Genomic DNA, 23,940 nt, shown 5'->3' with positions numbered 1-23,940 from the left:
TGACTTATTCCACGTGCTCGCCGTGCAGGATCACGTCGAGACCTTCGCGCTCTTCCTCTTCGGTCACGCGCAGGCCGATCGTCAGGTCGATCAGCTTCAGCAGCACGAAGCTCAGCACGCCGCTGTAGACCAGCGTGATCAGCACGCCCTTGGCCTGCAGCAGCAGGCTGCCGTCGAAGCCGCCGATGTCCTTGACCGCGAATACGCCCGTCAGCAACGCGCCGAGAATCCCGCCGATGCCGTGCACGCCGAACGCGTCGAGCGAATCGTCGTAGCCGAGCTTGGACTTGAGCCAGGTCGCCGACCAGAAGCAGACGACGCCCGCCGCGATACCGATCACCAGTGCGCCCGCCACGCCGACGAAACCGGCGGCCGGCGTGATCGCCACGAGACCCGCGACCGCGCCCGACACGATGCCGAGCACCGACGGCTTGCCCTTCGCGATCCACTCGGCAAACATCCAGCCGAGCGCCGCGCAGGCGGTCGCCACTTGCGTGGTCAGCATCGCGAAGCCGGCACGGCCATCGGCCGCGACCGCGGAGCCTGCGTTGAAGCCGAACCAGCCGACCCACAGCATCGAGCCGCCGATCATCGTCAGCACCAGGTTGTGCGGCGCCATCGATTCACGGCCGTAGCCGACGCGCTTGCCGAGCACGAGGCACGACACGAGGCCCGCGATACCGGCGTTGATGTGCACCACCGTGCCGCCCGCGAAGTCGAGCACGCCGTCGGCCGACAGCCAGCCGGTCGGCTCCCACACCATGTGCGCGATCGGCACGTAGACGATCAGCGACCAGAGCGTCATGAACACGAGCATCGCCGAGAACTTCATCCGGTCGGCGAACGCGCCGCAGATCAGCGCCGGCGTGATGATCGCGAACGTCATCTGGTAGACGAAGTAGACCGATTCCGGAATCGTCGTCGCGAGATGGCTGACCGTCAGCGTCGTCGCCTTGTCACCCTTGATGTAGTTCATGCCGTGCAGGAACGCACGCGACAGGCCGCCGATGAAGCCGTTGCCCGGCGTGAACGCGAGGCTGTAGCCGACCACCGTCCACAGCACCGTGATCACCGCGGTGATCGCGAAGCTCTGCATCACGGTCGCGAGCACGTTCTTCTTGCGGACCATGCCCGCGTAGAACAGCGCGAGGCCCGGGATCGTCATGAACAGCACGAGCGCGGTCGACGTCAGCATCCACGCGGTGTCGCCCGCGCTGATCTTCGACGAATCGACCGAGAACGGTGCGGTGGGCGCGGCCGGGGCGGCCGGCGCGGAGGCGGCAGCGGCAGCCGATGCGTCGGTCGCGCCCGAAGCCGGTGCGGCCGCAGCGGCGGTGGCGGATGCGTCGGCGCTCGGCGCCGAAGCGGCCGGTGCGGCGGCAGCCGATGCGTCGGAAGCGGTGGCGGCAGGCGCGGAACCGGCCGCGGCGGACGCCGCGTCGTCCGCGAGCGCGGAGCCGACGCCGGCCGCGATCAGCGAGCCGGCCATCAGCAGGGACATCAGAAGTTTGCGCATCTTGGGTTTCCTCTTGTCGCTTGTCTTGTGTGTTCTGTTACAGCGCGTCCGCGCCCGTCTCCCCGGTGCGAATCCGGATCACCTGTTCGATCGGCGTGACGAAGATCTTGCCGTCGCCGATCTTGCCCGTGCGCGCGGCCCGCTCGATCGCTTCCACCGCCTGGTCGACGAGATCGTCGGACACGGCCGCCTCGATCTTCATCTTCGGCAGGAAATCGACCACGTATTCGGCGCCGCGATACAGCTCGGTGTGCCCCTTCTGGCGCCCGAACCCTTTCACCTCCGTCACCGTGATGCCCGAGACGCCAAGCGCCGACAGCGCCTCGCGCGTCTCATCGAGCTTGAACGGCTTGATGATTGCGGTAATGAGTTTCATGAAGTCCTCTCGCTGGGTTGTCCCGTCGAATGAGTTGGAATGTTGTAACGGACTCTTCTCAGCAACTCGCATGCCATGTTCGTCCGAACACCGTCTCGAAGGGCTTCGAAGCGGGGTCGCATCCCGCGGTGTAAGGCGCGGAAGCCCGGCCGAATGGCCAACATGGCCCGGTTTGCTGGCGCGGCGAAAGGATCGTTGCTAGAGTGCACGCACGTCCCGGATCGCCGGGCCATTCACCCATGCGGGCGCCATGCCCGGAATTCGCGCCCCGCGCGCACCATTTCCGGTCATGCGTGCATCATGGGCACGTACGCAACTGAAGATGCACATTTTTTGTGCAAGGAAGGGAAATCACATGAAGCAACCCAGCGACGTTTTCAACGATCTGCAGTCGCGCGTCAGCGATTTGCTGAAAAACTCGCCGGCCAAGGACGTCGAGCGCAACGTGAAGGCCATGCTGTCGCAAGGCTTCTCGAAGCTCGATCTCGTCACGCGCGAGGAATTCGACACCCAGGCACAGGTGCTCGCCCGCACCCGCGTGCGCCTCGAGGAACTCGAAAAGCGCGTCGCGGAACTCGAGCAGAAGCTCGCCGCCCCGCAGGCCTGACGCCCCACCCGGCCAAACGGTCCGGGCGCGGGCCGCCTCGTGCGGCCCGCGCCCCCACCCCCGAAGCCGGTCCCGCTCTTCGTCGTCCGTCGTTCTTCGCAGCACCCTCCGCTCTTCGCAGTCCATCGCTCTTCGCAGTACGTCGTTCCGCAACACCTCGTTCTTTCCCCCGCGCCACGCCGGCAAGCGCGCACCCGATTCCTCCGATTCCCGCGGCATGCGGCCCCGAACGGCCGTCGTCCGCCCGTTCACAGGAGCCTCGCCATGTCGCTCGCCGTGGTGCGCAGTCGCGCGCCCGCCTCCGGCCGCGCGCCGGACGTCACCGTCGAAGTCCATCTCGCCAACGGATTGCCGTCGTTCTCGATCGTCGGGCTGCCCGATCTCGAAGTCCGCGAAAGCCGCGAGCGCGTGCGCGCCGCGCTGCAGAACTGCGGATTCGAATTCCCGGTACGCCGCATCACCGTCAATCTCGCGCCGGCCGACCTGCCGAAGGAATCGGGCCGCTTCGACCTGCCGATCGCGCTCGGCATCCTCGCCGCGAACGGCCAGATCCCGGCCGACGCGCTGGCCGGCCGCGAATTCGCGGGGGAACTGTCGCTGACGGGCGCACTGCGGTCGATGCGCGGCGCGTTCGCGATGGCGTGCGGCGCCGCGCGGGACTGGCGTGCGGCGGAATCCGGCGCGGGCCTCGCCGGCGGCCCGAGCCCGGATTCCGGCGCCGCGCGCGATTCCGTCGCGACCTCGCGGCCGCCCGAGCTGTACCTGCCGCTCGACAGCGCCGCCGAGGCCGCGCTCGTGCCGGGCGTGACCGTATTCGGTGCGCGCGACCTGCCCGCGCTGTGCGCGCACCTCGCGGATGCGCCGGACGGGCGGCTCACGCCGGTCGCGGCGCCCTGTCTCGACGGCCTGCCGGCGCCCGCCGCGCCCGACCTCGCGGACGTCGTCGGCCAGCGCGGCGCCCGGCGCGCGCTGGAAGTCGCGGCCGCGGGCGGCCATCACATGCTGATGGTCGGGCCGCCCGGCGCCGGCAAGTCGATGCTGGCCGCGCGGCTGGCCGGGCTCCTGCCGCCGCTGACCGACGACGAGGCGCTGACCTCGGCCGCGCTGCTGTCCGCGAGCCGGCTCGGCTTCTCGCCCGCGCAGTGGCGCCGCCGGCCGTTCCGCGCGCCGCATCACTCGTCGAGCGCCGCCGCGCTGGTGGGCGGCCGCAATCCGCCGCAGCCGGGCGAAATCACGCTCGCGCACCTCGGTGTGCTGTTTCTCGACGAACTCCCGGAATTCGACCGGCACGTGCTGGAAATGCTGCGCGAGCCGCTGGAAGCCGGCCGCATCACGATCTCGCGCGCGGCCCAGCAGGCCGACTTCCCCGCCGCGTGCCAGTTGATCGCCGCGATGAACCCGTGCCCGTGCGGCTGGCACGGCGATCCGTCCGGGCGCTGCCGCTGCTCGCCGGACGTGGCCGCCCGCTATCTGCGCAAGCTGTCGGGGCCGCTGCTCGACCGCATCGACATCCAGATCGACCTGCCCGCGCTGTCGCCAGCGGAACTCGCGACCCGCGCGACGGCACCCGGCGAGCCGAGCGCGGCGGTGGCCGCCCGGGTCGCACAGGCGCGGGCGCTGCAGCTCGATCGGCAAGGCAAGACGAATCACATGCTGAGCGGCCGCGAAACCGACGACCTGTGCCGGCCGACCGACGAAGGCGAGCGGCTGCTGCGCGAGGCCGGCGAGCGCTTCGGCTGGTCGGCGCGCGCGTATTTCCGCGTGCTGAAAGTCGCGCGAACGATCGCCGACCTGGCCGGCGACCCGCTGCCGACGGCCGCGCAGATCGCCGAGGCGATCCGCTACCGGCGCGCGCTGACGGCGCTGTGAGCGCGCTGGGAGGACAAAATCAGGCTGTCAAGACTTGACTTATGCACAATTTCGCGAATCCGGCCCCGGTTCGCGACTCGCCGCGGCCTTTGCCGGACGGAATTCGTATCCCGTTGTTTTGATTGATTTTTCTCAAAGGGCGTACAGACGACCAAACGGGCCGGAAGGCCGTCCGGCGCGGCTCTGCGGGAAATGCGCGCGACTTTTCAACAAAGTTATCCACATGCGCTGTGGATAGCCGAAAAACCCTCGCAAAATCCGGCGATTAGCGTCGAAAGCTGCGAACGAACTTTCAGTTGTCACAGTGTGTCCGGGCGCCGCGCCGGCCGTCGTCAATCGAGCTTGAACGAGCCGAAAAACTGGTCGAGTTGCTCCTGCGCGAGCGGCCCGTCGGCGATCACGACGGCCTGGTACGCATGCCGGCCGCGCGCGGCGAGCCGCGCGACGATCGTCTTGCGCGCGCGATCGCCGCCGGCGGCGGCGCCCGTGACGCGCAGCTCGAGCCCGTTCACCGCGCCGCCGGCCGCGAGCGGCACGGGCACCGACGCCGTCTGCGGCACGCCCTCGAGGTTGCGCGACAACCCGGCGCGCAGGAAGTCGAGCGCCGCGCGGCGCGTGTCGTCGCGGTCGTCGGGCAGCGTCAGCGTGCCGACCGCGAACACCGCGCCGTCGACGTGCGCGGCCTGCATCCGCATCGGCATCGACGCGCCGCCGAGCGCCACCGGCTGCTGCTCGACGGTCGGCTTCGCCGGCAGGTCGATCGTATAGCCGGCGTCGTTGTGCAGCGTGCGCCAGTCGTACGACGGCGAGCACGCGGCCAGCGCGGCGCTCAGGCAGGCGAGCGCGGCGAAGTGTCGCAGCGGGCGAAAAAGGGGGCGCAACGAATCGGTGACTTCCTTCGGCATGGCGTGGATCGCGGCAGGCAAAACGGCCATTATCCGCCGAACCTGACAACCGGGATGCGGGGCCGCCGCCGGTGCGCGCGCCGCATTCGCGCTAAAATGAGCGCCGAATTTCGACGTCCCTTGCATCGATCCGCGTCATCGACTCCGAGAGCACCAGATGAACACCACGCCCCCCGCCCGCCGCAGTACCGGCCCCGTCCGCTATATCGTCGCGGCCGCAGTCGTCGCGGCGATCGCCGTCGCCGGCTTCTTCGCGTTCAACGGCAAGTCCAGCGTGCCGGACGCGACCTTCACGCTGCTGTCGGGCCAGAAGGTCTCGACCGCCGGCGACCTGAAGGGCAAGGTCTATCTCGTGAATTTCTGGGCGACGAGCTGCGCGACCTGCATGCAGGAAATGCCGCAGATGGTCGATACCTACAATCGCTTCAAGGGTCAGGGGCTGGAATTCGTCGCGGTCGCGATGAACTACGATCCGCCGATGTACGTCGCGAACTACGCGCAGACGCGCCAGTTGCCGTTCAAGGTCGCGCTCGACGACGGCAGCGTCGCGAAGCAGTTCGGCAACGTGCAGCTCACGCCGACGACCTTCGTCGTCGACAAGGACGGCAAGATCCTGAAGCGCTACGTCGGCGCGCCGCAATTCGCGGAGCTCGACGCACTGCTCAAGAAGGCGCTCGACGGCAACGCGGCCTGAGCGCCGCCCGATCCGGCTCGCAGGCGCGCGCACCGCGCCCTTCCGGCAAGACAACGGACCGCATGACCGGGCAACCCGGTTCCGCGGTCCGTTTGCTTTTCAGCGCTCGGTGTCGCCTTTCGCCGACAGCCCGTAGCGCTTCATCTTCTCGTACAGCGTCGCCTTGCCGACGTGCAGCCGGTCGGCCGTTGCCGCGACCGCACCGCCCGTCTGGTTCAGCGCCTCGGCGATCACCGCGCGCTCGAACTGCTCGATGCGCTCCTTCAGCGTCTGGTCGTTGTCGGCGTCGTCGCCCGCGCCCGTTTCCTGCGGCATGTCGGCCACGCCGAGCACGAAGCGGTCGGCCGCATTGCGCAGCTCGCGCACGTTGCCCGGCCAGTCGCGCTGCATCAGGCTCGCGCGCTGCCGGTCGGTCAGCACCGGCGCGGGCCGCCCGTAGCGCACGGCCGCGTCGAGCATGAAATGCTCGAACAGCGGCACGATGTCCTCGCGGCGCTCGGCGAGCGGCGGCAGCGCGATCGTCACGACGTTGAGCCGGTACAGCAGGTCGCGTCGGAACGTGCCGGCCGCGACGAGCTCGCTCATGTCGCCCTTCGCGGCCGCGACCACGCGGCAGTTCACGCGGATCGGCTGGTTCGAGCCGAGCCGCTCCAGCACACCGTCCTGCAGCACGCGCAGCAGCTTGACCTGCAACGCGAGCGGCATGCTTTCGATTTCGTCGAGGAACAGCGTGCCGCCGGACGCGTACTCGAGCTTGCCGACGCGCCGCTTCGCCGCGCCGGTGAACGCGCCGGGCTCGTAGCCGAACATCTCCGACTCGAACATCGGCTCGGGCAGCGCGCCGCAATTGACCGCGATGAACGGCTTGTCGCGGCGCGGCGACAGCTCGTGCAGGCTGCGCGCGATCAGTTCCTTGCCGGCGCCCGTGTCGCCGTTGATCAGCACCGACGCGTCGGTCGGCGCGACGTTCGCGATCAGCTTGCGCACCTGCTCGATCGCCGGGCTGCGGCCGATGATGCGCGGCGCGACCACGTGCTGTCCGGCCAGTTCGCGCCGCAGCGCGTGGTTCTCGAGCACGAGCTCGCGGCGCTCGAGCGCGCGGCGCACCGTCTCGATCAGGCGCTCGGCCGCGAACGGCTTTTCGATGAAGTCGTACGCGCCGTCGCGCATCGCCTGCACGGCCATCGAGATGTCGCCGTGCCCGGTGACGAGGATCACCGGCACGTCGGGCACGCGCTCGCGGCACTGCGCGAGCACGTCGAGCCCGCTCGCGCCGGGCAGCCGGATGTCGCTGACGACCGCGCCGGCGGTATCCGCGACGATCGCCTTCTCGGCCGCTTCGGCCGACTCGAAGCCGGCGACGTCGAAGCCCGCCAGTTGAAGGCTCTGCACGCTCGCCCGGCGCACGAGCGCATCGTCTTCGATATAGATCACTTGCAGCCGGTTGGCCATCTTGGTCACTTGCTCCTGACAGGCCGCGCAGCGCTCGCACGCGGCTCTCGATTGATGCCGGTCGGTCGCCGACCGGGCCTGTTCACGCTAATGCGAACCCGCCGGCTCGGACACGGAGTCCGGATGATGCGTGCGGGCGCGCCGCAGCGTCAAGACGAACAGCGCGCCGCCCGACGGGGCGTTGCGGGCGGTCAGCGCACCGCCCGCGTCGCTCGCGATCGACGACGAGATCGCGAGGCCGAGCCCGAGCCCGCGCCCCATTTCCTTGGTCGTGAAGAACGGCTCGAACAGGCGCGGCAGCAGATCGGGCGCGATCCCGGAGCCGTTGTCGCGCACCTCGACCGCGAGCGTCGCGGCCGACACCGCGATCGTCACCTCGATCGCCGGCGCCGCGACGCCGGCCACCGCGTCGAGCGCGTTGCCGAGCAGGTTGATCAGCACCTGTTCGAGGCGCAGATCCTCGCAGCGCGCGACGAGTTCCGGATAGTCGCGCGCCAGGTCGAGCGGCGCATCGCGCGCGGGCGACACGGTCGCGTCCTGCAGCGTCAGCGTGAGCGCGACGCCGCGCAGGCGCTCGTCGAGCAGCGACAGCACGCTGCGCAATGCGCGCACGACGAGGGCCTGCTCGTTGCGCGGCTTCGCGCGGCCGACGAACAGCTTCAGCTGGTTGGTGATCTTGCCCATCCGCTCGGTCAGCGCGGCGATCGCCTCGAGATTCTCGCGCGCGGCGGCCTGCTCGCCGCGATCGAGCAGCACGCGCGTGTTGTCCGAGAAGCTGCGCAGCGCCGCGAGCGGCTGGTTCAGTTCGTGCGTGATGCCGGCCGCCATCTGGCCGAGCGCGGCGAGCTTGCTCGCCTGGATCAGTTCGTCGTGCGCGGCGCGCAGCTCCTGCTCCGCGCGGATCCGGTCGCCGACTTCCTTCTGCAATTGCTCGTTCGCTTCCGACAAATCGGCCGTACGCTCCTCGACGCGCCGGTTCAGCTCCGCGTACGCCTGCTGCAGCAGCGCGCGGCCGCGGATCATCTCGCGCACGCGGGCGCGGCGCATTCGCCAGTAGAACGCCAGCAGCGCGACCGACACGAAGCCGAAGCCGGTGACGATCGTCGCGTTGCGCGCATCGGCATCGATCGGCGCGATCGGCGCGAGCGTGACGAGCAGCCAGTCGGGCTCGCCGATCCGCCGCTTGCTGGCGAGAAAGCGCGGCGCGCGCCGGCCGGCGCCGAGGCGCACGATCTCCGCGTCGGCGCCGAGCGTCTGCTCGACACGCAACGGCAACGGCGTGACCGGTTGCTGCGCGTACTGGCGCGTTTCGTAGATCGACGCGGCGACCGGTCCCGTGAGCGGGCGCAGCGTGTGGTACTTCCACGCGGGCACCGACGACAGGAACACGACGCCGTGATCGTCCACGACGACGAGCGGCTCGGACGCGTCGGCGCCCTGGAACCATTCGAGGTTGAGCTTCACGACGACGACGCCCGCGATCTTGCCGTCGTGCCACACGGGCTGCGAGATGTAGTAACCGGGGTCGCGCGAGATCGTGCCGATCCCGAAAAAACGGCCGACCTGGCCGTTCATCGCGTCGAGAAAATACGGGCGGAAACGGTATTCGATTCCGACGAAGCTGTCGGGCGCGCGCCAGTTGCTGGCGGCGACGCACAGGCCGTCCGCGCCGATCACGTAGGTGACGGTCGCGTGCGCGTGTTCGTTGAGGTCTTCGAGATAGCGGTTGACGCGCGCGGTGTAGTCGCCGCGCTTGGGCTCCGCGAGCAGATCCTGCACGTACGGATGGCTGCCGAGCAGGTAAGGCAGCGATTCGTAGCGATCGAGCGTGCTCTTGAGCGCGTTGGTGGTGCGGTCGACGCGCACCGCGGCATTGCGCTGCAGCTCGGCGACGCCGCGCTGCCAGGTGACCGTCCACGTGAGCGCGCACGCCGCGACGAGCGCGGCGGCGAGCACGACGAGGATGAGCAGGCGGCGCGTCACGGTCGAGGCTTCCTGGCGATGCGGATCGCCTATTGTGTCATAGGCCTCCGCCTCGATGCCCCGGGCGCCGCGGGCCGCACGGCCGGCGGGCGGCGCCGCCGCCTGCTCGTTCATCGCGTCAGACGCCGGCCGTCTCGGTCGGCGCGACTTCGCTGCCGCCCTTCAGCGCCTGGCGCAGCTTGTTGCGGTCGAGCTCCTTCTCCCAGGCCGACACGACGACCGTCGCCACGCCGTTGCCGACGATGTTGGTCAGCGCACGGCATTCGCTCATGAAGCGGTCGATGCCGAGGATCAGCACCATGCCCGACAGCGGGATCGTCGGCACGACGGCCAGCGTCGCGGCCAGCGTGATGAAGCCCGCGCCGGTTACGCCGCTCGCGCCCTTCGACGTCAGCATCGCGACGGCCAGCAGCGTGAGCTGCTGCATCCAGGTCAGCTCGATGTTGGTCGCCTGCGCGATGAACAGCACGGCCATCGTCATGTAGATGTTGGTGCCGTCGAGGTTGAACGAATAGCCGGTCGGCACGACGAGGCCGACGACCGAACGCGAGCAGCCGGCCTTCTCGAGCTTTTCCATCAGCTGCGGCAGCGCGGCTTCCGACGAGCTCGTGCCGAGCACGATCAGCAGCTCTTCCTTGATGTACGACACGAAGCGGATGATCGAGAAGCCGGTGAAGCGCGCGATCGCGCCGAGCACGACGAGCACGAACACGACCGACGTCAGGTAGAACGTGCCGATCAGCTTGAGCAGCGGCACCAGCGAGCCGACGCCGTACTTGCCGATCGTGAACGCCATCGCGCCGAACGCGCCGATCGGGGCCAGCTTCGTGACGATGTGCACGATCCCGAACAGCACGCGCGTCAGGCCGTCGATGAAGTCGGTGACCACACGGCCGCGCTCGCCGAGGTGCGCGAGCACGCTGCCGAACAGCAGCGCGATCAGCAGGATCTGCAGGATTTCACCCTGCGCGAACGCGTCGACCATCGTGTTCGGGATGATGTGCATCAGGAAGTCGACCGTCGACTGCCCGTGCGCCTTCGCCGCGTACGACGCGACGGCCTTGCCGTCGAGCGTCGCCGGATCGATGTTGAAGCCGACGCCCGGACGCAGCAGGTGCGTGGCCGCGAGGCCGAGCAGCAGCGCGAAGGTTGACACGATCTCGAAGTACAGCAGCGCCTTGCCGCCGACGCGGCCGACCTTCTTCATGTCCTCCATGCCGGCGATGCCGGTGACGACCGTACAGAAGATGATCGGACCGATCACCATCTTGATCAGCTTGATGAACCCGTCGCCGAGCGGCTTCATGTCGGTGGCGAGCGCCGGGTAGTAGTGGCCGAGGATCACGCCGACGATGATGGCGAAGATCACCTGCACATAGAGCACTTTGTAGAAGGGTTTCTTCTTCACGATGGTTCCTGCTGAAGTAGATGATGAGCCGGTGGAAACGGCGTCACGCGCGCAGGCGAATGTCTCAGGGGAAAGTCACTCGCCCGCGCGGCTGCCGTGCCGCAACAAGCGATGCCTCAGAACATCCGGAGGGGGAGGAAGGCAGTGGTCATCGGTTGTCTCCTTGGTTTAATAGTCAGGCCGGGGGCCGGCCATGCGCTTTATATTGCAAGGTCGATGCCAGGTTTCCGGAACCCCTCAAGCCGTTGTTTTCATTGTATTTCTCATAATGCGGCAGGCAAGAAAATCCGGGATTCCGGATTTCCGGAAAATATCCGTCCGGCGATCCGGACGGATGTGTCGCTTCGTCAGACGAATCAGTGCTGCACGGCCTGGCTGGCCAGCACGCCGGTCTGCGCGTAGAACTCCTGCTGCGCGAACGCGTCGCGCTCGCGGCGTGCGCGCTCGCCGCGATCCGCGAGCGAACCGATGACGATCCCGACGAACGCGAGCGGCACCGACACGAGCGCAGGGTTGTCGAGGAACACCGGCGCATGCGCGTGGTGCAGCACGTCGACCCACACCGACTTCGACAGCACCGTGAGCGCGACCGCCGACACGAGGCCGAGGCCGCCGCCGAGCACCGCGCCGCGCGTGGTCATCCCGCGCCAGAAGATCGACATCGCGAGCACCGGGAAATTGGCGCTCGCGGCCACCGCCGCGACGAGCCCGACCATGAACGCGACGTTCACGTGCTCGAACAGGATCGACAGCCCGATCGCGACGGCCGACAGCACGATCGTCGCCGCGCGCGAGATCCGCATCTCCAGCCGCTCGTCGGGCTTGCCGCGCGCCCACATCTGCGCATACAGGTCGTGCGAGATCGTCGTCGCGCCGGCGAGCGTCAGGCCCGCGACCACCGCGAGGATCGTCGCGAACGTGACGGCCGCGATGAACCCGTAGAACCAGTTGCCGCCCACTGCCTGCGCGAGCTTCACCGCGACCATGTTGGAGCCGCCGAGCAGGTCGCGCGTCAGGTTGAACGTGCCGTTCGCGCCGAGCCGGAAGAATTCCGGATGCTGCGCGAGCAGCACGATCGCCGAGAAGCCGATCACGAAGGTCAGCAGGTAGAAGTAGCCGATGAAGCCCGTCGCGTAGAGCACCGACTTGCGCGCCTCCTTCGCGTTCGGCACCGTGAAGAAGCGCATCAGGATGTGCGGGAAGCCGGCCGTGCCGAACATCAGCGCGATGCCGAGCGACAGCGCGTTGGCCGGGTCGCGGATCAGCTTGCCGGGCCCCATGATCGACAGCGCGCCCGGATGCACGGCCACCGCGCGGCGGAACATCGCGTCGATGCTGAAGCCGAACTCGCCGAGCGCGAGCACCGCGAGCAGCGTCGCGCCGCACAGCAGCAGCACGGCCTTGATCACCTGCACCCAGGTGGTCGCGGTCATCCCGCCGAAGAACACGTAGACGACCATCAGCACGCCGACGATCAGCTCGGCCGTGCCGTACGACAGCCCGAACAGCAGCTGGATCAGCTTGCCCGCGCCGACCATCTGCACGACGAGGTACAGCACGACGATGGTCAGCGCGTTCGCCGACGTCAGCAGCCGGATCGGCCGCTGCGCGAAGCGGTACGCGACGACGTCGACGAACGTGAACTTGCCGAGGTTGCGCAGCGGTTCGGCGATCAGGAACATCACGAACGGCCAGCCGACCAGGAAGCCGATCGAATAGATCAGCCCGTCGAAGCCGAACATGAACACCATCCCCGACAGCCCGAGGAACGACGCGGCCGACATGTAGTCGCCGGCGATCGCGAGCCCGTTCTGCAGCCCGGTGATGCCGCCGCCGGCCGTGTAGAAGTCGCGCGTCGAGCGGGTGCGGCGCGCGGCCCAGCGCGTGAGCGCGAGCGTCGCGAACACGAACGCGAAGAACATCGCGATCGCGACCGGGTTCAGCTCGACCTTGTCGGGCATCGGGCCGGCGACACCGGTCGCATGGGCGGTGGAGGAGACGAGAACGGTCAGCGCGCCGAGCGCGCGCGCAATGCGTCGCATGCGGGCCTCCGTCACGAACGTTGCAGGATCGCGTCGACGCGGCGGTCGAACGCACGGTTCGCGCGCAGCACGTAGCACGCGGTCAGGCCGATCGCGATCAGGATGATCGCGACACCCGCGGCGATCCCGACCGTCGTCGTCGCGCCGCGGTACAGCGGCGCGGCGAGCACGTGCGGCGCAAGCGCGACGAGCAGGATGAAGCCGTAGTAGGTGGCGATCATCAGCGCCGTCAGCGTGAAGCTGAAGCGGCGCCGTGCCCGCACGAGCTGCTGGTAGTCGCGGCGCGCCGTGACCGATTCGATGACGGAAAGCTCCATGGTGTCTCCATTTCCAGCTCGTCATGGCGAGCGGTGTTTTGTGGAATGGTCGGCGCGCGTCGACTGTTCCGCCCGCGCCGCGGCGGTAAATTGAATTACACGATGCGATCCGCCCGCAGCCGCGCGACGTCCTCCGCCGACATCCCGAGCCAGCCGCCCAGCACCGCCTCGGTATCGGCGCCGAGCACCGGCGGCGCGCCGCGCACCGGCAGCCGCGCGCCGTCGAAGCGGTACGGCGGCGCAAGCACGTCGACGCCGCCCGCGACCGGATGCGGCTGCCGCGTGACGAGCCCGGCACTCGTCGCACGTTCGGACGTCAGCGCTTCGTGCAGCCCGAGCACTTCGCCGCACGGGATGCCCGCATCGGCGAGCGCGGCGAGCAGCGTCGCGCGCGACCGGCGTGCCAGTTCGCGACGAATCTCGGGCAGCAGGTCGGCACGATTCTCCGAGCGGCCGAGGTTGGTCCTGTAGCGTTCGTCCGCCGCCAGGTCGGGCCGCTCGATCGCGTCGCAGAAGCGCGCGAACTGCGTGTTGTTGCCGACCGTGATCACGAGCGGGCCGTCGGCCGCGTCGAACACGCCGTACGGCACGATCGACGGGTGCGCGTTGCCGTAGCGCGGCGGGTCCTCGCCCATCAGCAGCGCGTCGAGCCCGTAGTACGCGGTGATCATCAGCCCGCAGTCGAACAGCGCCATCTCGATGCGCCGCCCGCGCCCGGTCGCATGGCGTTCGTACAACGCGGCCAGGATCGCCTGCGCCGAATACATGCCGGTGAACAGGTCGACCGCCGCGACGCCGAACTTCAGCGGCGGCTGGCCGGCCTCGCCGTTCAGCGCCATCAGCCCGGCCTCGCCCTGCACCACGAGGTCGTAGCCGGGCCGCGCGGCCTCGGCGCCCGACCGGTCGTAACCCGAAATCGCGCAGTGCACGAGGCGCGGGTTCAGCTCGGCCAGCGCGTCGTAGCCGAGGCCGAGCTTCTCCGCGCCGCCGAACTTGAAGTTGTGGATCAGCACGTCGGCCTGCGCGGCCAGCTCACGCGCGATGCGCTGGCCGGCGTCCGTCTGCAGGTCGACGCAGATCGACCGCTTGCTGCGGTTCACGCTGTTGAAATACGTGGTTTCAGTGTCGCCGATCCGCAGCCCCCAGTCGCGCGTATCGTCGCCGCGCGCCGGGTGCTCGACCTTGATCACTTCCGCACCGAAATCGGCCAGCACCATCGCGCACCACGGGCCGGCCAGCACGCGCGAGAAATCGAGCACCTTCACGCCCGCCAGCGGCAACGCGCGCGGTTCGTTCGTCATCCTTGTCTCCTCCATTCGCGTTTTCGCCGTTACTGTTTCGACAGTGCGATGTAGCGCGCGAGATGATGATCCTCGTCACCGAGCTGGTGATCGATCATCACCAGCCGCTTCGCGTAGTGCGACAGCGGCAACTCCCACGTCATCCCGATCCCGCCGTGCAGCTGGATGCTTTCCTCGGCGACGAGCGTGCCGATCCGGCCGATGCTGTATTTCGCCGCCGCGAGCGCGCGCTCGCGCACCGCGCGCGGCGCGTCGAGCTGCGCAGCCGCGTTGATCACGGCCGAGCGCGCCTGCTCGACTTCGAGCAGCAGGTCGGCCATCCGGTGCTGCAGCGCCTGGAAGCTGCCGATCGGCAAACCGAACTGCTTGCGCGTGCGCAGGTAGTCGAGCGTGTGCTCCTTCGCGACGTCCATCGCGCCGAGCGCTTCCGCCGACAGCGCGAGCAGCCCGTAGCCGAGCACGCGTTCGAGCAGCTCGGCGCCCGCTTCGCCGTCGAGCGCGTCCGGCGCGCCGAGCGCGGCGTCGGCCGGCAGCGCGACACGCTCGAAGCGCACTTCGGCCGCGCGGCCGCCGTCGATCTTCCGGTAGTCGCGCAGCGACACGCCCGGCGCATCGGCCGGCACGACGAACAGGCCGATGCCGGCCGCGTCGTCGTCGTTGCCGGACACGCGCGCGCTGACGACGAAGAACGCCGCCTGCGCGGCCTGGTCGACGACACCTTTCGCGCCGGTCAGCACCCAGCCGTCGCCGGACCGTTCGGCGCGCGTGCGCACGGTCGTCAGTTCATAGTGCGAGCCCGGTTCGTCGTGCGCGAACGCGGCGCTCGCGCTGCCGTCGATCAATGCGGCGAGCCGGTCGCGATGCGCATCGCCGCCGGCGAGCGACAGCGCGCGGCCCGCGAGCAGCGCGCCGAGGAACGGCTCGACGACGAGCCCGCGCCCGAGGCATTCGAACACCACGGCGATGTCGAAGCCCGCGCCGCCGAAGCCGCCGTCGGCTTCGGCGAACAGCGCGCCGACCGTGCCGAGTTCGGCGAAGCGCTGCCACATCGCGCGGTCGAACCCTTCGGCCGACTGCGCGATGCGGTCGCGCACCGGGAACGCGTACTGTTCGGCGATGAAGCGGTTCAACGTGTCCGCCAGCATCCGGCGGTCTTCTGTGTGCTGGAAATCCATCGTCGCGTCCCTCGTTACAGCCCGAGCATCATCTTCGCGATGATGTTCTTCTGGATCTCGTTCGAGCCGCCGAAGATCGACAGCTTGCGGTTGTTGAAATACTGCTGCGCGGCGCTCGCGGCTTCTTCCGGGCCGACCGGTTCGCCGTCGTAATCGGCGTCGAGCGCGTCGTCGACGAACGGCTGTGCGTACGGCCCCATCGCGCGCCGCATCAGCGCGGTGATCTCCTGGCGGATCTGGGTGCCGCGAATCTTCAGCATCGAGCTTTCCGCGCCCGGCACACCGCCGCCCGCGACCGCGGCCAGCACGCGCAGGTTGGTCGTGCGCATGTTTTCCAGCTCGATCTCGACGCGCGCGAGCCGCGCCGCGAAGAACGGATCGTCCGCGAGCGGCCGGCCGTTCTTCGTGACCTTCGCGGCCACCGCGCGCAGCCGGTCGAGGGCGGCGGTCGAGAAGCCGATCCCCGCGATGTTGGTGCGCTCGTACGTGAGCAGGTATTTCGCGCAGGTCCAGCCGCGATTCTCTTCGCCGACCAGGTTCTCGACCGGCACGCGCACGTCGGTGAAGAACACCTCGTTCACCTCATGCTCGCCGTCGAGCGTGATGATCGGACGCACGTCGACGCCCGGCGTATTCATGTCGATCAGCAGGAAGCTGATGCCTTCCTGCTTGCGCACGTCGGTCGCGGTGCGCACGAGGCAGAAGATCATGTTCGCGTAGTGGCCGAGCGTGGTCCACGTCTTCTGGCCGTTCACGACGTAGTGATCGCCGTGGCGCACCGCGCTCGTCTTCACCGACGCGAGATCGGAGCCGGCGCCCGGCTCCGAGTAGCCCTGACACCACCAGTCGGTGCCGTCGAGGATGCGCGGCAGCCAGTGGCGCTTCTGCGCGTCGTTGCCGTACTTGATCAGCACCGGGCCGAGCATGTTCACGCCGAACGGCACGATGCGCGGCGCGCCGGCGAGTGCACATTCGTTGTCGAACAGGAATTTCTGCGCGACGCTCCAGCCGGGGCCGCCGTATTCGCGCGGCCAGTGGCTCGCGAGCCAGCCGCGCGCGTTGAGGATCGCGTGCCATTCGCGCATGTCGTCGCGCGTCAGGTGCAGGCCGCCCTTCACCTTGCGCGCGGTGCGCGCCGGCAGTTCGGCGGCGAGGAAGCGCTGCACTTCAGCGCGAAAGGCTTCCTCTTCGGGAGTGAAATCGAGGTCCATCTTCGGTCCGTGGCAAATGCGGTTGGCGTTCAGTCGATGTGGTTCAGGCTCGCGAAATCCGCGCCGCGCGCGACGAGATCGACGAGCAGCGGCGACGGCTTCCAGAACAGCGGATCGTCCTTCGCGAACGTGCGGATGTCGGCGAGCACGTTCGCGAGGCCGAGCGTGTCCGCGTAGTGCATCGGGCCGCCGCGATAGCGCGGGAAGCCGTAGCCGTGCAGGAACACCGCGTCGACGTCGAGCGGGCGCAGCGCGATCTTCTCGTGCACGACGTTCGCGCCTTCGTTGATCATCGCGGCGAGGTAGCGGCGCAGGATCTCGTCGTCGGTGAACGTGCGCGGCGTGATGCCCTTCTTCGCGCGTTCTTCCGCGACGATCGCGTCGACTTCCGGGTCGGGCGTGCCGACGCGCGCGCCGTCCAGATACAGGTAGTAGCCGCGGCCGGTCTTCTGCCCGAACCAGCCGCGCTCGCACAGCCGGTCGGAAATCTCCACGTAGCGCGCATTCGGATCGCGCGTCGCCGCGCGGCGCTTGCGGGTCGCCCAGCCGATGTCGCCGCCCGCGAGGTCGACGACCTGGAACGGCCCCATCGGGAAGCCGAATTCGCGCACCGCGCGATCGATCTGGTACGGCGACGCGCCGTCTTCCATCAGGTAGTCGGCCGCCGTCCGGTAGACGGCGAGGATCCGGTTGCCGATGAAGCCGTCGCATACGCCCGCGCGCACCGGCGTCTTCTTCAACTGCCGGGCCAGCGCGAACGCGGTCGCGACGACGTCCGGGCTCACGCGCGCCGGCACAACGATCTCGAGCAGCTTCATCACGTTGGCCGGCGAGAAGAAATGCAGGCCGATCACGTCGGCCGGCCGGTCGATGCTCGCGAGCGCGTCGATGTCGAGATACGACGTGTTGGTCGCGAGCACCGCGCCCGGCTTGCACACGCGGGCGAGTTCGGCGAACACGGCCTGCTTCACGGCCATGTCCTCGAATACGGCTTCGATCACGACGTCGACCTGCGCGAGCGCGTCGTACGACGTGCTGCCCTTGAAGCGCGCGAGGCGCGCCGCGTGCGCGGCGGGCGTCATCCGCCCTTTCGCGACGAGGCCGTCGTACACCTTCTCGACGTGCGCCCGGCCGCGCGCGAGCGAGGCTTCGTCGCGCTCGATCATCGTCACCGGCAGCCCGGCGTCGAGCGCCGCGACCGCGATGCCCGCGCCCATCGTGCCGCCGCCGACCACGCCGATCCGCCCGACCGGCCGTGCGCTCGCGCGTCGCGCCTCGGGCGCCTTCGCCGCCTCGCGTTCCGCGAAGAACGCATGCACGAGGCCCGCGCGCTGCGGGCTGTCCAGACATTGCAGGAACAGGCTGCGTTCGAACTTCATTCCCGCGTCGAACGACTGCGTGAGCGCGGCCTCGACCGCGTCGACGATCTTCGCCGGCGAGAACAGGCCGCGCGACTTCTTCGGCAATTCGGCGCGGGCCGCGTCGATCGCCGCCTGCGCGGCCGTGCGGTCCGCCAGGCCCTGCGCATCGCGCGTGCGGCGCACCGGTGCGCCGAGCGACACGAGTTCCTGCGCATAGGCGAGCCCTTCGGCGAGCGTGTCGTCGCTGTGCGCGACGCGATCGACGAGGCCGAGCGCGAGCGCTTCCTCCGCGCTCGCATGACGGCCCGTCAGCATCAGGTCGAGCGCGGCCTTCGCGCCGATCAGGCGCGGCGCGCGCTGCGTGCCGCCCGCGCCGGGCAGCAGGCCGAGCGTCACTTCGGGCAGCCCGAGTTTCGCGCCGGGCACCGCGAGCCGGTAATGCGCGGCCAGCGCGACTTCGAGGCCACCGCCGAGCGTCGCGCCGTGCAGCGCGACCACGACCGGCTTCGTGCCGGACTCGATCCGCTCGCACACGTCGGGCAGCGACGGCGGCACCGGCGGCTTGCCGAATTCGCGGATGTCGGCGCCCGCGATGAAGTTGCGGCCGGCGCCGACGATCAGCACCGCGCGGATCGCGTCGTCGGCCTGCGCGGCGTCGATCGCGTCGGCGAGGCCGCGCCGCACGTCGGCGGACAGCGCGTTGACGGGCGGATGGTCGATCGTGACGACGAGCACCTTGTCGCGCCGCTCGCGCGTGACGGTGCCGGTTGGGGGCGTGGCGGGGGAATTCATGGCGTCTCCTGTCGAAGCTGTCGATGCAGCAGGCATGACCCGATTCTCGATTGATCGAGATTCATTGACAATTCCCGCACGCCTTTACAAGCTGTCAAGTCTGACTTGACACTGGATGCTTTCCGACCGTTAAACGGGCCGGATCAGGAGAACACGGGCATGGACCTGAACGCGCTGACGCTGCTCGTCGAGATCCTCGACGCCGGCAATCTCAGCAAGGCCGCGCAGCGGCTCAAGATGAGCCGGGCGAACGTCAGCTACCGGCTCAACCAGCTCGAGCGCTCGATCGGCCAGCAACTGGTACGGCGCACGACGCGGCGCATGGAGCCGACCGAGATCGGGCTGAAGCTGTACGAACACGGCCGGCGCATCCGCAACGAACTGCTCGCCGCGCAGGAATCGGTGACGACGCTCGGGCAGGACCTGCAGGGCCGCGTGCGGCTGTCGGTGCCGAGCGGCTACGGGCAGATCGTGATGTCCGAATGGCTGCTCGCGTTCAAGCGGCGGCATCCGGGCATCGTGCTCGACGTGGTGTTCGAGAATCGCGTGGAAGACCTGATGCGCGACGAAGTCGACATCGCGATCCGCGTGATGTCCGAGCCGCCGCAGAACCTGGTCGCGCGCGACATGGGCGCGGTGCGCTACGTCGCGTGCGCGTCGCCCGCGTTCGCGGCCGCGCACGGGATGCCGGCGAGCCTCGGCGCGCTGGCCGCCGCGCCGGTCGTCACCGCGACGGTGATGGGCCGGCAGCTCCGCATCGCCGCCTATCTCGGCGACGAACGCCACGAGGTGCTGCTCGAACCGACGCTGATTTCGGAGAACTTCCTGTTCCTGCGCCAGGCGATCCTCGCGGGGATCGGCGTCGGCATCGTGCCCGACTACGTGATGCAGGACGACCTGCGGCACGGCGCCGTCGTCACGTCGCTCGACGCGTACCGGCTCAGCATCTTCGGCACCCACATGTACATGCTGTACATGCCGAATCGCCACCACACGCGCGCGACCTCGACGTTCATAGAGTTCATCCTCGAACAGGCCGGAAAGACCGGCCGGGGCGGGCCCGGCGGGATGCGTCAGGGTTTCCTGTCGGATGACAAGCCGCCGGGCGCGCGGCGACAATAGCGCGCCGGGGCGGGCAGCGCCGTTGCGCCCGCGCCGACGTCCACGCCGCCGTCTCCTTCGAATTCACTGCTGCCGAGGGTTCAATGTTCGACCGGATTCGTCCGTATTCGCGTCCCTGGACGCTGCTCGCCGCCGTCGCGCTCGTCGCGTTCAACGCCGGCTGCACGTCCCCGTCCGCGCCATCGGGCGCCGTCGTCCCGGTCACCGCCGCATCGGGCGCGGCCGTCCCGCTGCCGGGCGTTCACGCGCCCGAACTGTCGTCCGGCTGGACGGACAAGTCGGGCTGGACCTCGCAGCATTTCATGATCGCGGCCGCGAACCCGCTCGCGACGCAAGCCGGCTACGACATGCTGAAGGCCGGCGGCACCGCGATCGACGCGGCCATCGCGACGCAGATGGTGCTGGCGCTCGTCGAGCCGCAATCGTCGGGCATCGGCGGCGGCGCGTTCATGCTGTACTTCGACGGCCGTGCAACGCAGGCGTACGACGGCCGCGAAACCGCGCCGGCCGCCGCGACCGACCGGCTGTTCTACGGGCCGACCGGCCAGCCGATGAGCTTCTACGAAGGTGTCGTCGGCGGGCGCTCGGTCGGCACGCCGGGCGTGCTGCGCATGCTCGACGCCGCGCACCGCGCGCACGGCAAGCTGCCGTGGCGCCGGCTGTTCCAGCCGGCCATCCGGCTCGCCGAGCGCGGCTTCACGATCAGCCCGCGGCTCGCGATGCTGATCGCGAACGACAAGTACCTGAAGAACGACCCGGCGGCCCGCGCGTACTTCTACAACGCGGACGGCACCCCGAAGGCCGCCGGCACGGTGCTGAAGAACCCGGCGCTCGCGACCGTGCTGCGCCAGGTCGCCGACCGCGGCGCGAACGCGTTCTACAGCGGCGCGATCGCGCGCGACATCGTCACGAAGGTGCGCAAGCACCCGACCAACCCGGGGCTGCTGTCGCTGCAGGATCTCGCGCGCTACAAGGCGAAGGTCCGCGCGCCGCTGTGCGCCGACTACCGGCGCTCGATCGTGTGCGGGATGCCGCCGCCGTCGTCGGGCGGCCTCGCGATCGCGCAGATGCTCGGCATGCTCGAAGCGATGCCCGACTGGCAGCAGATCGGCGCGCAGAAGCCGGTGCGCAACGACGTCGGCTACGAGCCGACGCCGTTCGCCGCGCACCTGTTCAGCGAAGCCGGGCGCCTCGCGTATGCGGACCGTGCACGCTACGTGGCCGATCCCGATTTCGTGCCGCTGCCGGGCGGCACCTGGGCGAGCCTCACCGACAAGACCTATCTCGCACAGCGCGCGCGGCTGATCGGCGACACCAGCATGGGCGTCGCGCAGGCCGGCACGCCGCAGGGTGCGACGCTCGCGATGGCCGATGACCGCAGCCCCGAATGGCCGTCGACCTCCGACATCGCGATCGTCGACCGCTACGGCCAGGCGCTGTCGATGACGACCAGCATCGAGGACGCGTTCGGCTCGCGGCTGATGGTGCGCGGCTTCATGCTGAACAACCAGCTCACCGATTTCTCGTTCGTGTCGAACGACAACGGCCGGCCGGTCGCGAACCGCGTGCAGCCGGGCAAGCGGCCGCGCTCGGCGATGTCGCCGGAGCTCGTGTTCGACAAGAAGACGAAGCAGGTGACGATGATCGTCGGCTCGGCCGGCGGCCCGGCGATCATCAATCACGTCGCGAAGACGCTGGTCGGCGTGCTCGACTGGGGCATGACGATGCAGCAGGCGATCGCGCTACCGAACTTCGGGTCGATGAACGGGCCGACGCAGCTCGAACGGGGCCGCGTGTCGGACGCGCTCGTGGACGGGTTGAAGGGACGCGGGCACGACGTGCAGATCGTCGAGATGAACTCGGGGCTGCAGGGAATCCAGCGGCTGAACGTGCAGGGGCAGACGGTGTGGTTCGGCGGCGCGGATCCGCGACGCGAAGGGATCGCGATGGGCGATTGAGCGTGAAAGGCGCGGGCGGCGCGTACGCGCCCGTTGCCCGTGCCGTCAGTGTGACGTCACCCTCTCCCCTTCCACGGCACCACCCGCCGCTCGACCCACCGCATCGCGAGATCGAACAGCCACGCGATCGCGCCGATGAGCAGGATGCCCATCACGACGATGTCGGTGCGCAGGAAGCTCGACGCGTTGAGCACCATCTGCCCGAGCCCGGCCGTCGCGGCGACCATCTCGGCCGCGACGAGCGTCGTCCAGCCGAACCCGATCGCGATCCGCAGCCCGGTGAGGATTTCCGGCAGCGCGGCCGGCAGCACGACATGGCGCACGATCTGCGCGAAGCTGCCGCCGAGCGAATACGCGGCGTTGATCTGCTCGACGGTTGCAGCACGCACGCCGGCGCGCGCGGCCATCGCGATCGGCGCGAAGCACGCGAGAAAGATCACGACGAGCTTGGCCGTCTCGTCGATGCCGAACCAGATCACGACGAGCGGCAGATACGCGAGCGGCGGCAGCGGCCGGTAGAACTCCAGCAGCGGATCGAGCACGCCGCGTGCGATGCGGCTCACGCCCATCAGGATGCCGGCCGGCACGCCGATCGCGGTCGCGAGCGCGAACGCGCCGAACACGCGGGCCGCGCTCCACAACAGATGGTCGGACAACGGCAGGCCGCCCTGGATGCGGCCGTGCCACGCATCGACGAACGCGGTCCACACCGCTTCCGGCGCGGGCAGGAACAGCGGCGGCAGCCACTGCAGATGCGTCGCGACCCACCACAGCACGGCCAGCGCCGCGACCGTCGCGGCGCTCAACCCGGCCGTCTTCCCCTGCCCCGGCAACCGGTAACGGCGCGACGACGGCGCACGGCGCTGCGCCGCCCGACGCGGCGTGCGATCGTCCCGTTCGAAATCGGCGGCCGCACGATCGGCCGTCCAAGAATCCTGTGTGCTCATGCTGTCCTGCCTGTGCAAAGTGCTGTTCCGGCCGCGCCCCACGGCCACCCCGTGCCGTGCGAGTTCACTCATCACGCGGGCTCCGCCGCCGCCTCGTCGCGATGCAGGTACGCGATCAACCGCTCGCGCCACGCGATGAAGTCCGGCGACGACTTCACCGCGCGCGCATCGCGCGATTCGACGTAGCGCCGCGCGAACGGCAGCTCGAAGGTTTCGGCAATGCGACCGGGGCCCGGCGTCATCACGATCAGACGCGTCGCGAGGAACAACGCCTCCTCGACGTCGTGCGTGATGAAGAACACCGTCTTGCCGGTGCGCGCCCACACGTCGAGCACGAGCGCCTGCATCGTGCCGCGCGTCATCGCGTCGAGCGCGCCCATCGGCTCGTCCATCAGCAGCACGCGCGGGTCGCTCGCGAGCGCACGCGCGATGCCGACGCGTTGCTGCATCCCGCCCGACAGCTCGTACACGCGCGCACGCGCATGACGCTCGAGGCCGACGAGTGTGAGCATCTCGCGCGCCCGTGCATCGCGTTCGGCCTTCGACACGCGCGCGAAGCGCAGTCCGAGCGCGACGTTGTCGAGCACGTCGAGCCACGGCAGCAGCGCGTATTTCTGGAACACGACGCCGCGATCGGCGCCGGGGCCCGTGACCGGCACGCCGTCGACCCGCACATCGCCCGTCGTCGGTGCGACGAAGCCGGCCATGCAGTTCAGCAGCGTGGTCTTGCCGCACCCGGACGCGCCGAGCGCGACGACAAATTCACCGGCATCGATGCGCAGGTCGACCTGCGCGAGCGCCTGCGTCGTCGGCCTGCCGCGTTCGCCCGGATAGGCGACCGATACCTGACGGACTTCCAGCGTGCTCATGATCGGGGCTCCGCGATGAGTGGGCTGAATGGCCG

The 23,940-nt window shown here is 69.3% G+C and carries 19 protein-coding genes; 5 read left to right on the top strand and 14 right to left on the bottom strand.

Features of this window, described 5'->3' with window-relative positions; translation table 11 throughout:
- Window positions 1-4: 4 nt before the first annotated feature.
- Window positions 5-1,516 carry an ammonium transporter gene (locus H0X95_RS19445; RefSeq protein ID WP_006499054.1) on the bottom strand — a complete coding sequence of 504 codons (1,512 nt, stop codon included), beginning with the start codon at window positions 1,514-1,516 and terminating at the stop codon, window positions 5-7.
- 37 nt (window positions 1,517-1,553) lie between these two features.
- Window positions 1,554-1,892 carry a P-II family nitrogen regulator gene (locus tag H0X95_RS19440; RefSeq protein ID WP_006398175.1) on the bottom strand — a complete coding sequence of 113 codons (339 nt, stop codon included), beginning with the start codon at window positions 1,890-1,892 and terminating at the stop codon, window positions 1,554-1,556.
- Between the two features lie 355 nt (window positions 1,893-2,247).
- On the opposite strand from H0X95_RS19440, the gene H0X95_RS19435 reads away from it, so the two are divergent.
- Window positions 2,248-2,499, top strand: a complete 252-nt coding sequence (locus tag H0X95_RS19435; protein ID WP_006489451.1) for an accessory factor UbiK family protein — start codon at window positions 2,248-2,250, stop codon at window positions 2,497-2,499.
- A gap of 264 nt (window positions 2,500-2,763) precedes the next feature.
- The gene (locus H0X95_RS19430; RefSeq protein ID WP_059723976.1) at window positions 2,764-4,368 is read left to right on the top strand and encodes a YifB family Mg chelatase-like AAA ATPase; all 1,605 of its coding nucleotides are present in this window, start codon (window positions 2,764-2,766) and stop codon (window positions 4,366-4,368) included.
- A 332-nt stretch (window positions 4,369-4,700) separates the two neighbouring features.
- Here the strand turns inward: H0X95_RS19430 and H0X95_RS19425 are convergent, their stop codons facing one another.
- On the bottom strand, window positions 4,701-5,273 hold the full coding sequence (locus H0X95_RS19425; protein WP_006499056.1) for a hypothetical protein: 573 nt from the start codon (window positions 5,271-5,273) through the stop codon (window positions 4,701-4,703).
- Between the two features lie 157 nt (window positions 5,274-5,430).
- Here H0X95_RS19425 and H0X95_RS19420 point away from each other — a divergent pair, with 157 nt between their 5' ends.
- The gene (locus H0X95_RS19420) at window positions 5,431-5,967 is read left to right on the top strand and encodes a peroxiredoxin family protein (protein WP_006490813.1); all 537 of its coding nucleotides are present in this window, start codon (window positions 5,431-5,433) and stop codon (window positions 5,965-5,967) included.
- 99 nt (window positions 5,968-6,066) lie between these two features.
- On the opposite strand, the gene H0X95_RS19415 is transcribed toward H0X95_RS19420, so the two are convergent.
- The 9 genes from H0X95_RS19415 to H0X95_RS19375 form a co-directional block, all read right to left on the bottom strand.
- Complete coding sequence (locus tag H0X95_RS19415; protein WP_006499057.1) at window positions 6,067-7,419, bottom strand: sigma-54-dependent transcriptional regulator; 1,353 nt, start codon at window positions 7,417-7,419, stop codon at window positions 6,067-6,069.
- Window positions 7,420-7,506: 87 nt separating this feature from the next.
- Window positions 7,507-9,516 (bottom strand): sensor histidine kinase, encoded by a 2,010-nt coding sequence (locus tag H0X95_RS19410; RefSeq protein WP_006499058.1) that lies wholly within the window; start codon window positions 9,514-9,516, stop codon window positions 7,507-7,509.
- A gap of 4 nt (window positions 9,517-9,520) precedes the next feature.
- On the bottom strand, window positions 9,521-10,810 hold the full coding sequence (locus tag H0X95_RS19405) for a dicarboxylate/amino acid:cation symporter (RefSeq protein WP_006490818.1): 1,290 nt from the start codon (window positions 10,808-10,810) through the stop codon (window positions 9,521-9,523).
- A 356-nt stretch (window positions 10,811-11,166) separates the two neighbouring features.
- The gene (locus tag H0X95_RS19400; protein WP_059723977.1) at window positions 11,167-12,852 is read right to left on the bottom strand and encodes a cation acetate symporter; all 1,686 of its coding nucleotides are present in this window, start codon (window positions 12,850-12,852) and stop codon (window positions 11,167-11,169) included.
- Between the two features lie 11 nt (window positions 12,853-12,863).
- The gene (locus H0X95_RS19395; protein ID WP_006477703.1) at window positions 12,864-13,169 is read right to left on the bottom strand and encodes a DUF485 domain-containing protein; all 306 of its coding nucleotides are present in this window, start codon (window positions 13,167-13,169) and stop codon (window positions 12,864-12,866) included.
- A 95-nt stretch (window positions 13,170-13,264) separates the two neighbouring features.
- The gene (locus H0X95_RS19390) at window positions 13,265-14,470 is read right to left on the bottom strand and encodes a CaiB/BaiF CoA transferase family protein (RefSeq protein WP_059723979.1); all 1,206 of its coding nucleotides are present in this window, start codon (window positions 14,468-14,470) and stop codon (window positions 13,265-13,267) included.
- Window positions 14,471-14,499: 29 nt separating this feature from the next.
- Window positions 14,500-15,645: an acyl-CoA dehydrogenase family protein gene (locus tag H0X95_RS19385; RefSeq protein ID WP_059723980.1), complete on the bottom strand. Its 1,146-nt coding sequence runs from the start codon at window positions 15,643-15,645 to the stop codon at window positions 14,500-14,502.
- A 14-nt stretch (window positions 15,646-15,659) separates the two neighbouring features.
- Window positions 15,660-16,856, bottom strand: a complete 1,197-nt coding sequence (locus tag H0X95_RS19380; RefSeq protein WP_059723982.1) for an acyl-CoA dehydrogenase family protein — start codon at window positions 16,854-16,856, stop codon at window positions 15,660-15,662.
- A 29-nt stretch (window positions 16,857-16,885) separates the two neighbouring features.
- Window positions 16,886-19,009 (bottom strand): 3-hydroxyacyl-CoA dehydrogenase NAD-binding domain-containing protein, encoded by a 2,124-nt coding sequence (locus tag H0X95_RS19375; protein ID WP_059723983.1) that lies wholly within the window; start codon window positions 19,007-19,009, stop codon window positions 16,886-16,888.
- 159 nt (window positions 19,010-19,168) lie between these two features.
- Between H0X95_RS19375 and H0X95_RS19370 the strand changes: the two genes are divergently transcribed.
- Entirely contained in the window at window positions 19,169-20,131 is a 963-nt protein-coding gene (locus H0X95_RS19370; RefSeq protein ID WP_006485246.1) for a LysR family transcriptional regulator, read from the top strand.
- 83 nt (window positions 20,132-20,214) lie between these two features.
- Window positions 20,215-22,089 (top strand): gamma-glutamyltransferase, encoded by a 1,875-nt coding sequence (ggt, locus tag H0X95_RS19365; RefSeq protein ID WP_034201325.1) that lies wholly within the window; start codon window positions 20,215-20,217, stop codon window positions 22,087-22,089.
- A 56-nt stretch (window positions 22,090-22,145) separates the two neighbouring features.
- On the opposite strand, the gene H0X95_RS19360 is transcribed toward ggt, so the two are convergent.
- Together H0X95_RS19360 and H0X95_RS19355 are read right to left on the bottom strand one after the other, a co-directional pair.
- Window positions 22,146-23,108: an ABC transporter permease subunit gene (locus H0X95_RS19360; RefSeq protein ID WP_059723985.1), complete on the bottom strand. Its 963-nt coding sequence runs from the start codon at window positions 23,106-23,108 to the stop codon at window positions 22,146-22,148.
- The gene (locus H0X95_RS19355) at window positions 23,108-23,905 is read right to left on the bottom strand and encodes a taurine ABC transporter ATP-binding protein (RefSeq protein ID WP_048986825.1); all 798 of its coding nucleotides are present in this window, start codon (window positions 23,903-23,905) and stop codon (window positions 23,108-23,110) included. The genes H0X95_RS19360 and H0X95_RS19355 overlap by 1 nt, the downstream gene beginning before the upstream one ends.
- Between the last annotated feature and the right edge of the window lie 35 nt (window positions 23,906-23,940).

The organism is Burkholderia sp. 9779_493 (assembly GCF_015712215.1).
In the GTDB taxonomy this organism is placed as follows: domain Bacteria; phylum Pseudomonadota; class Gammaproteobacteria; order Burkholderiales; family Burkholderiaceae; genus Burkholderia; species Burkholderia cenocepacia.
The sequence above is the reverse complement of the archived record's forward strand: the minus strand, read 5'-3'. Positions and strand labels throughout refer to the sequence as shown.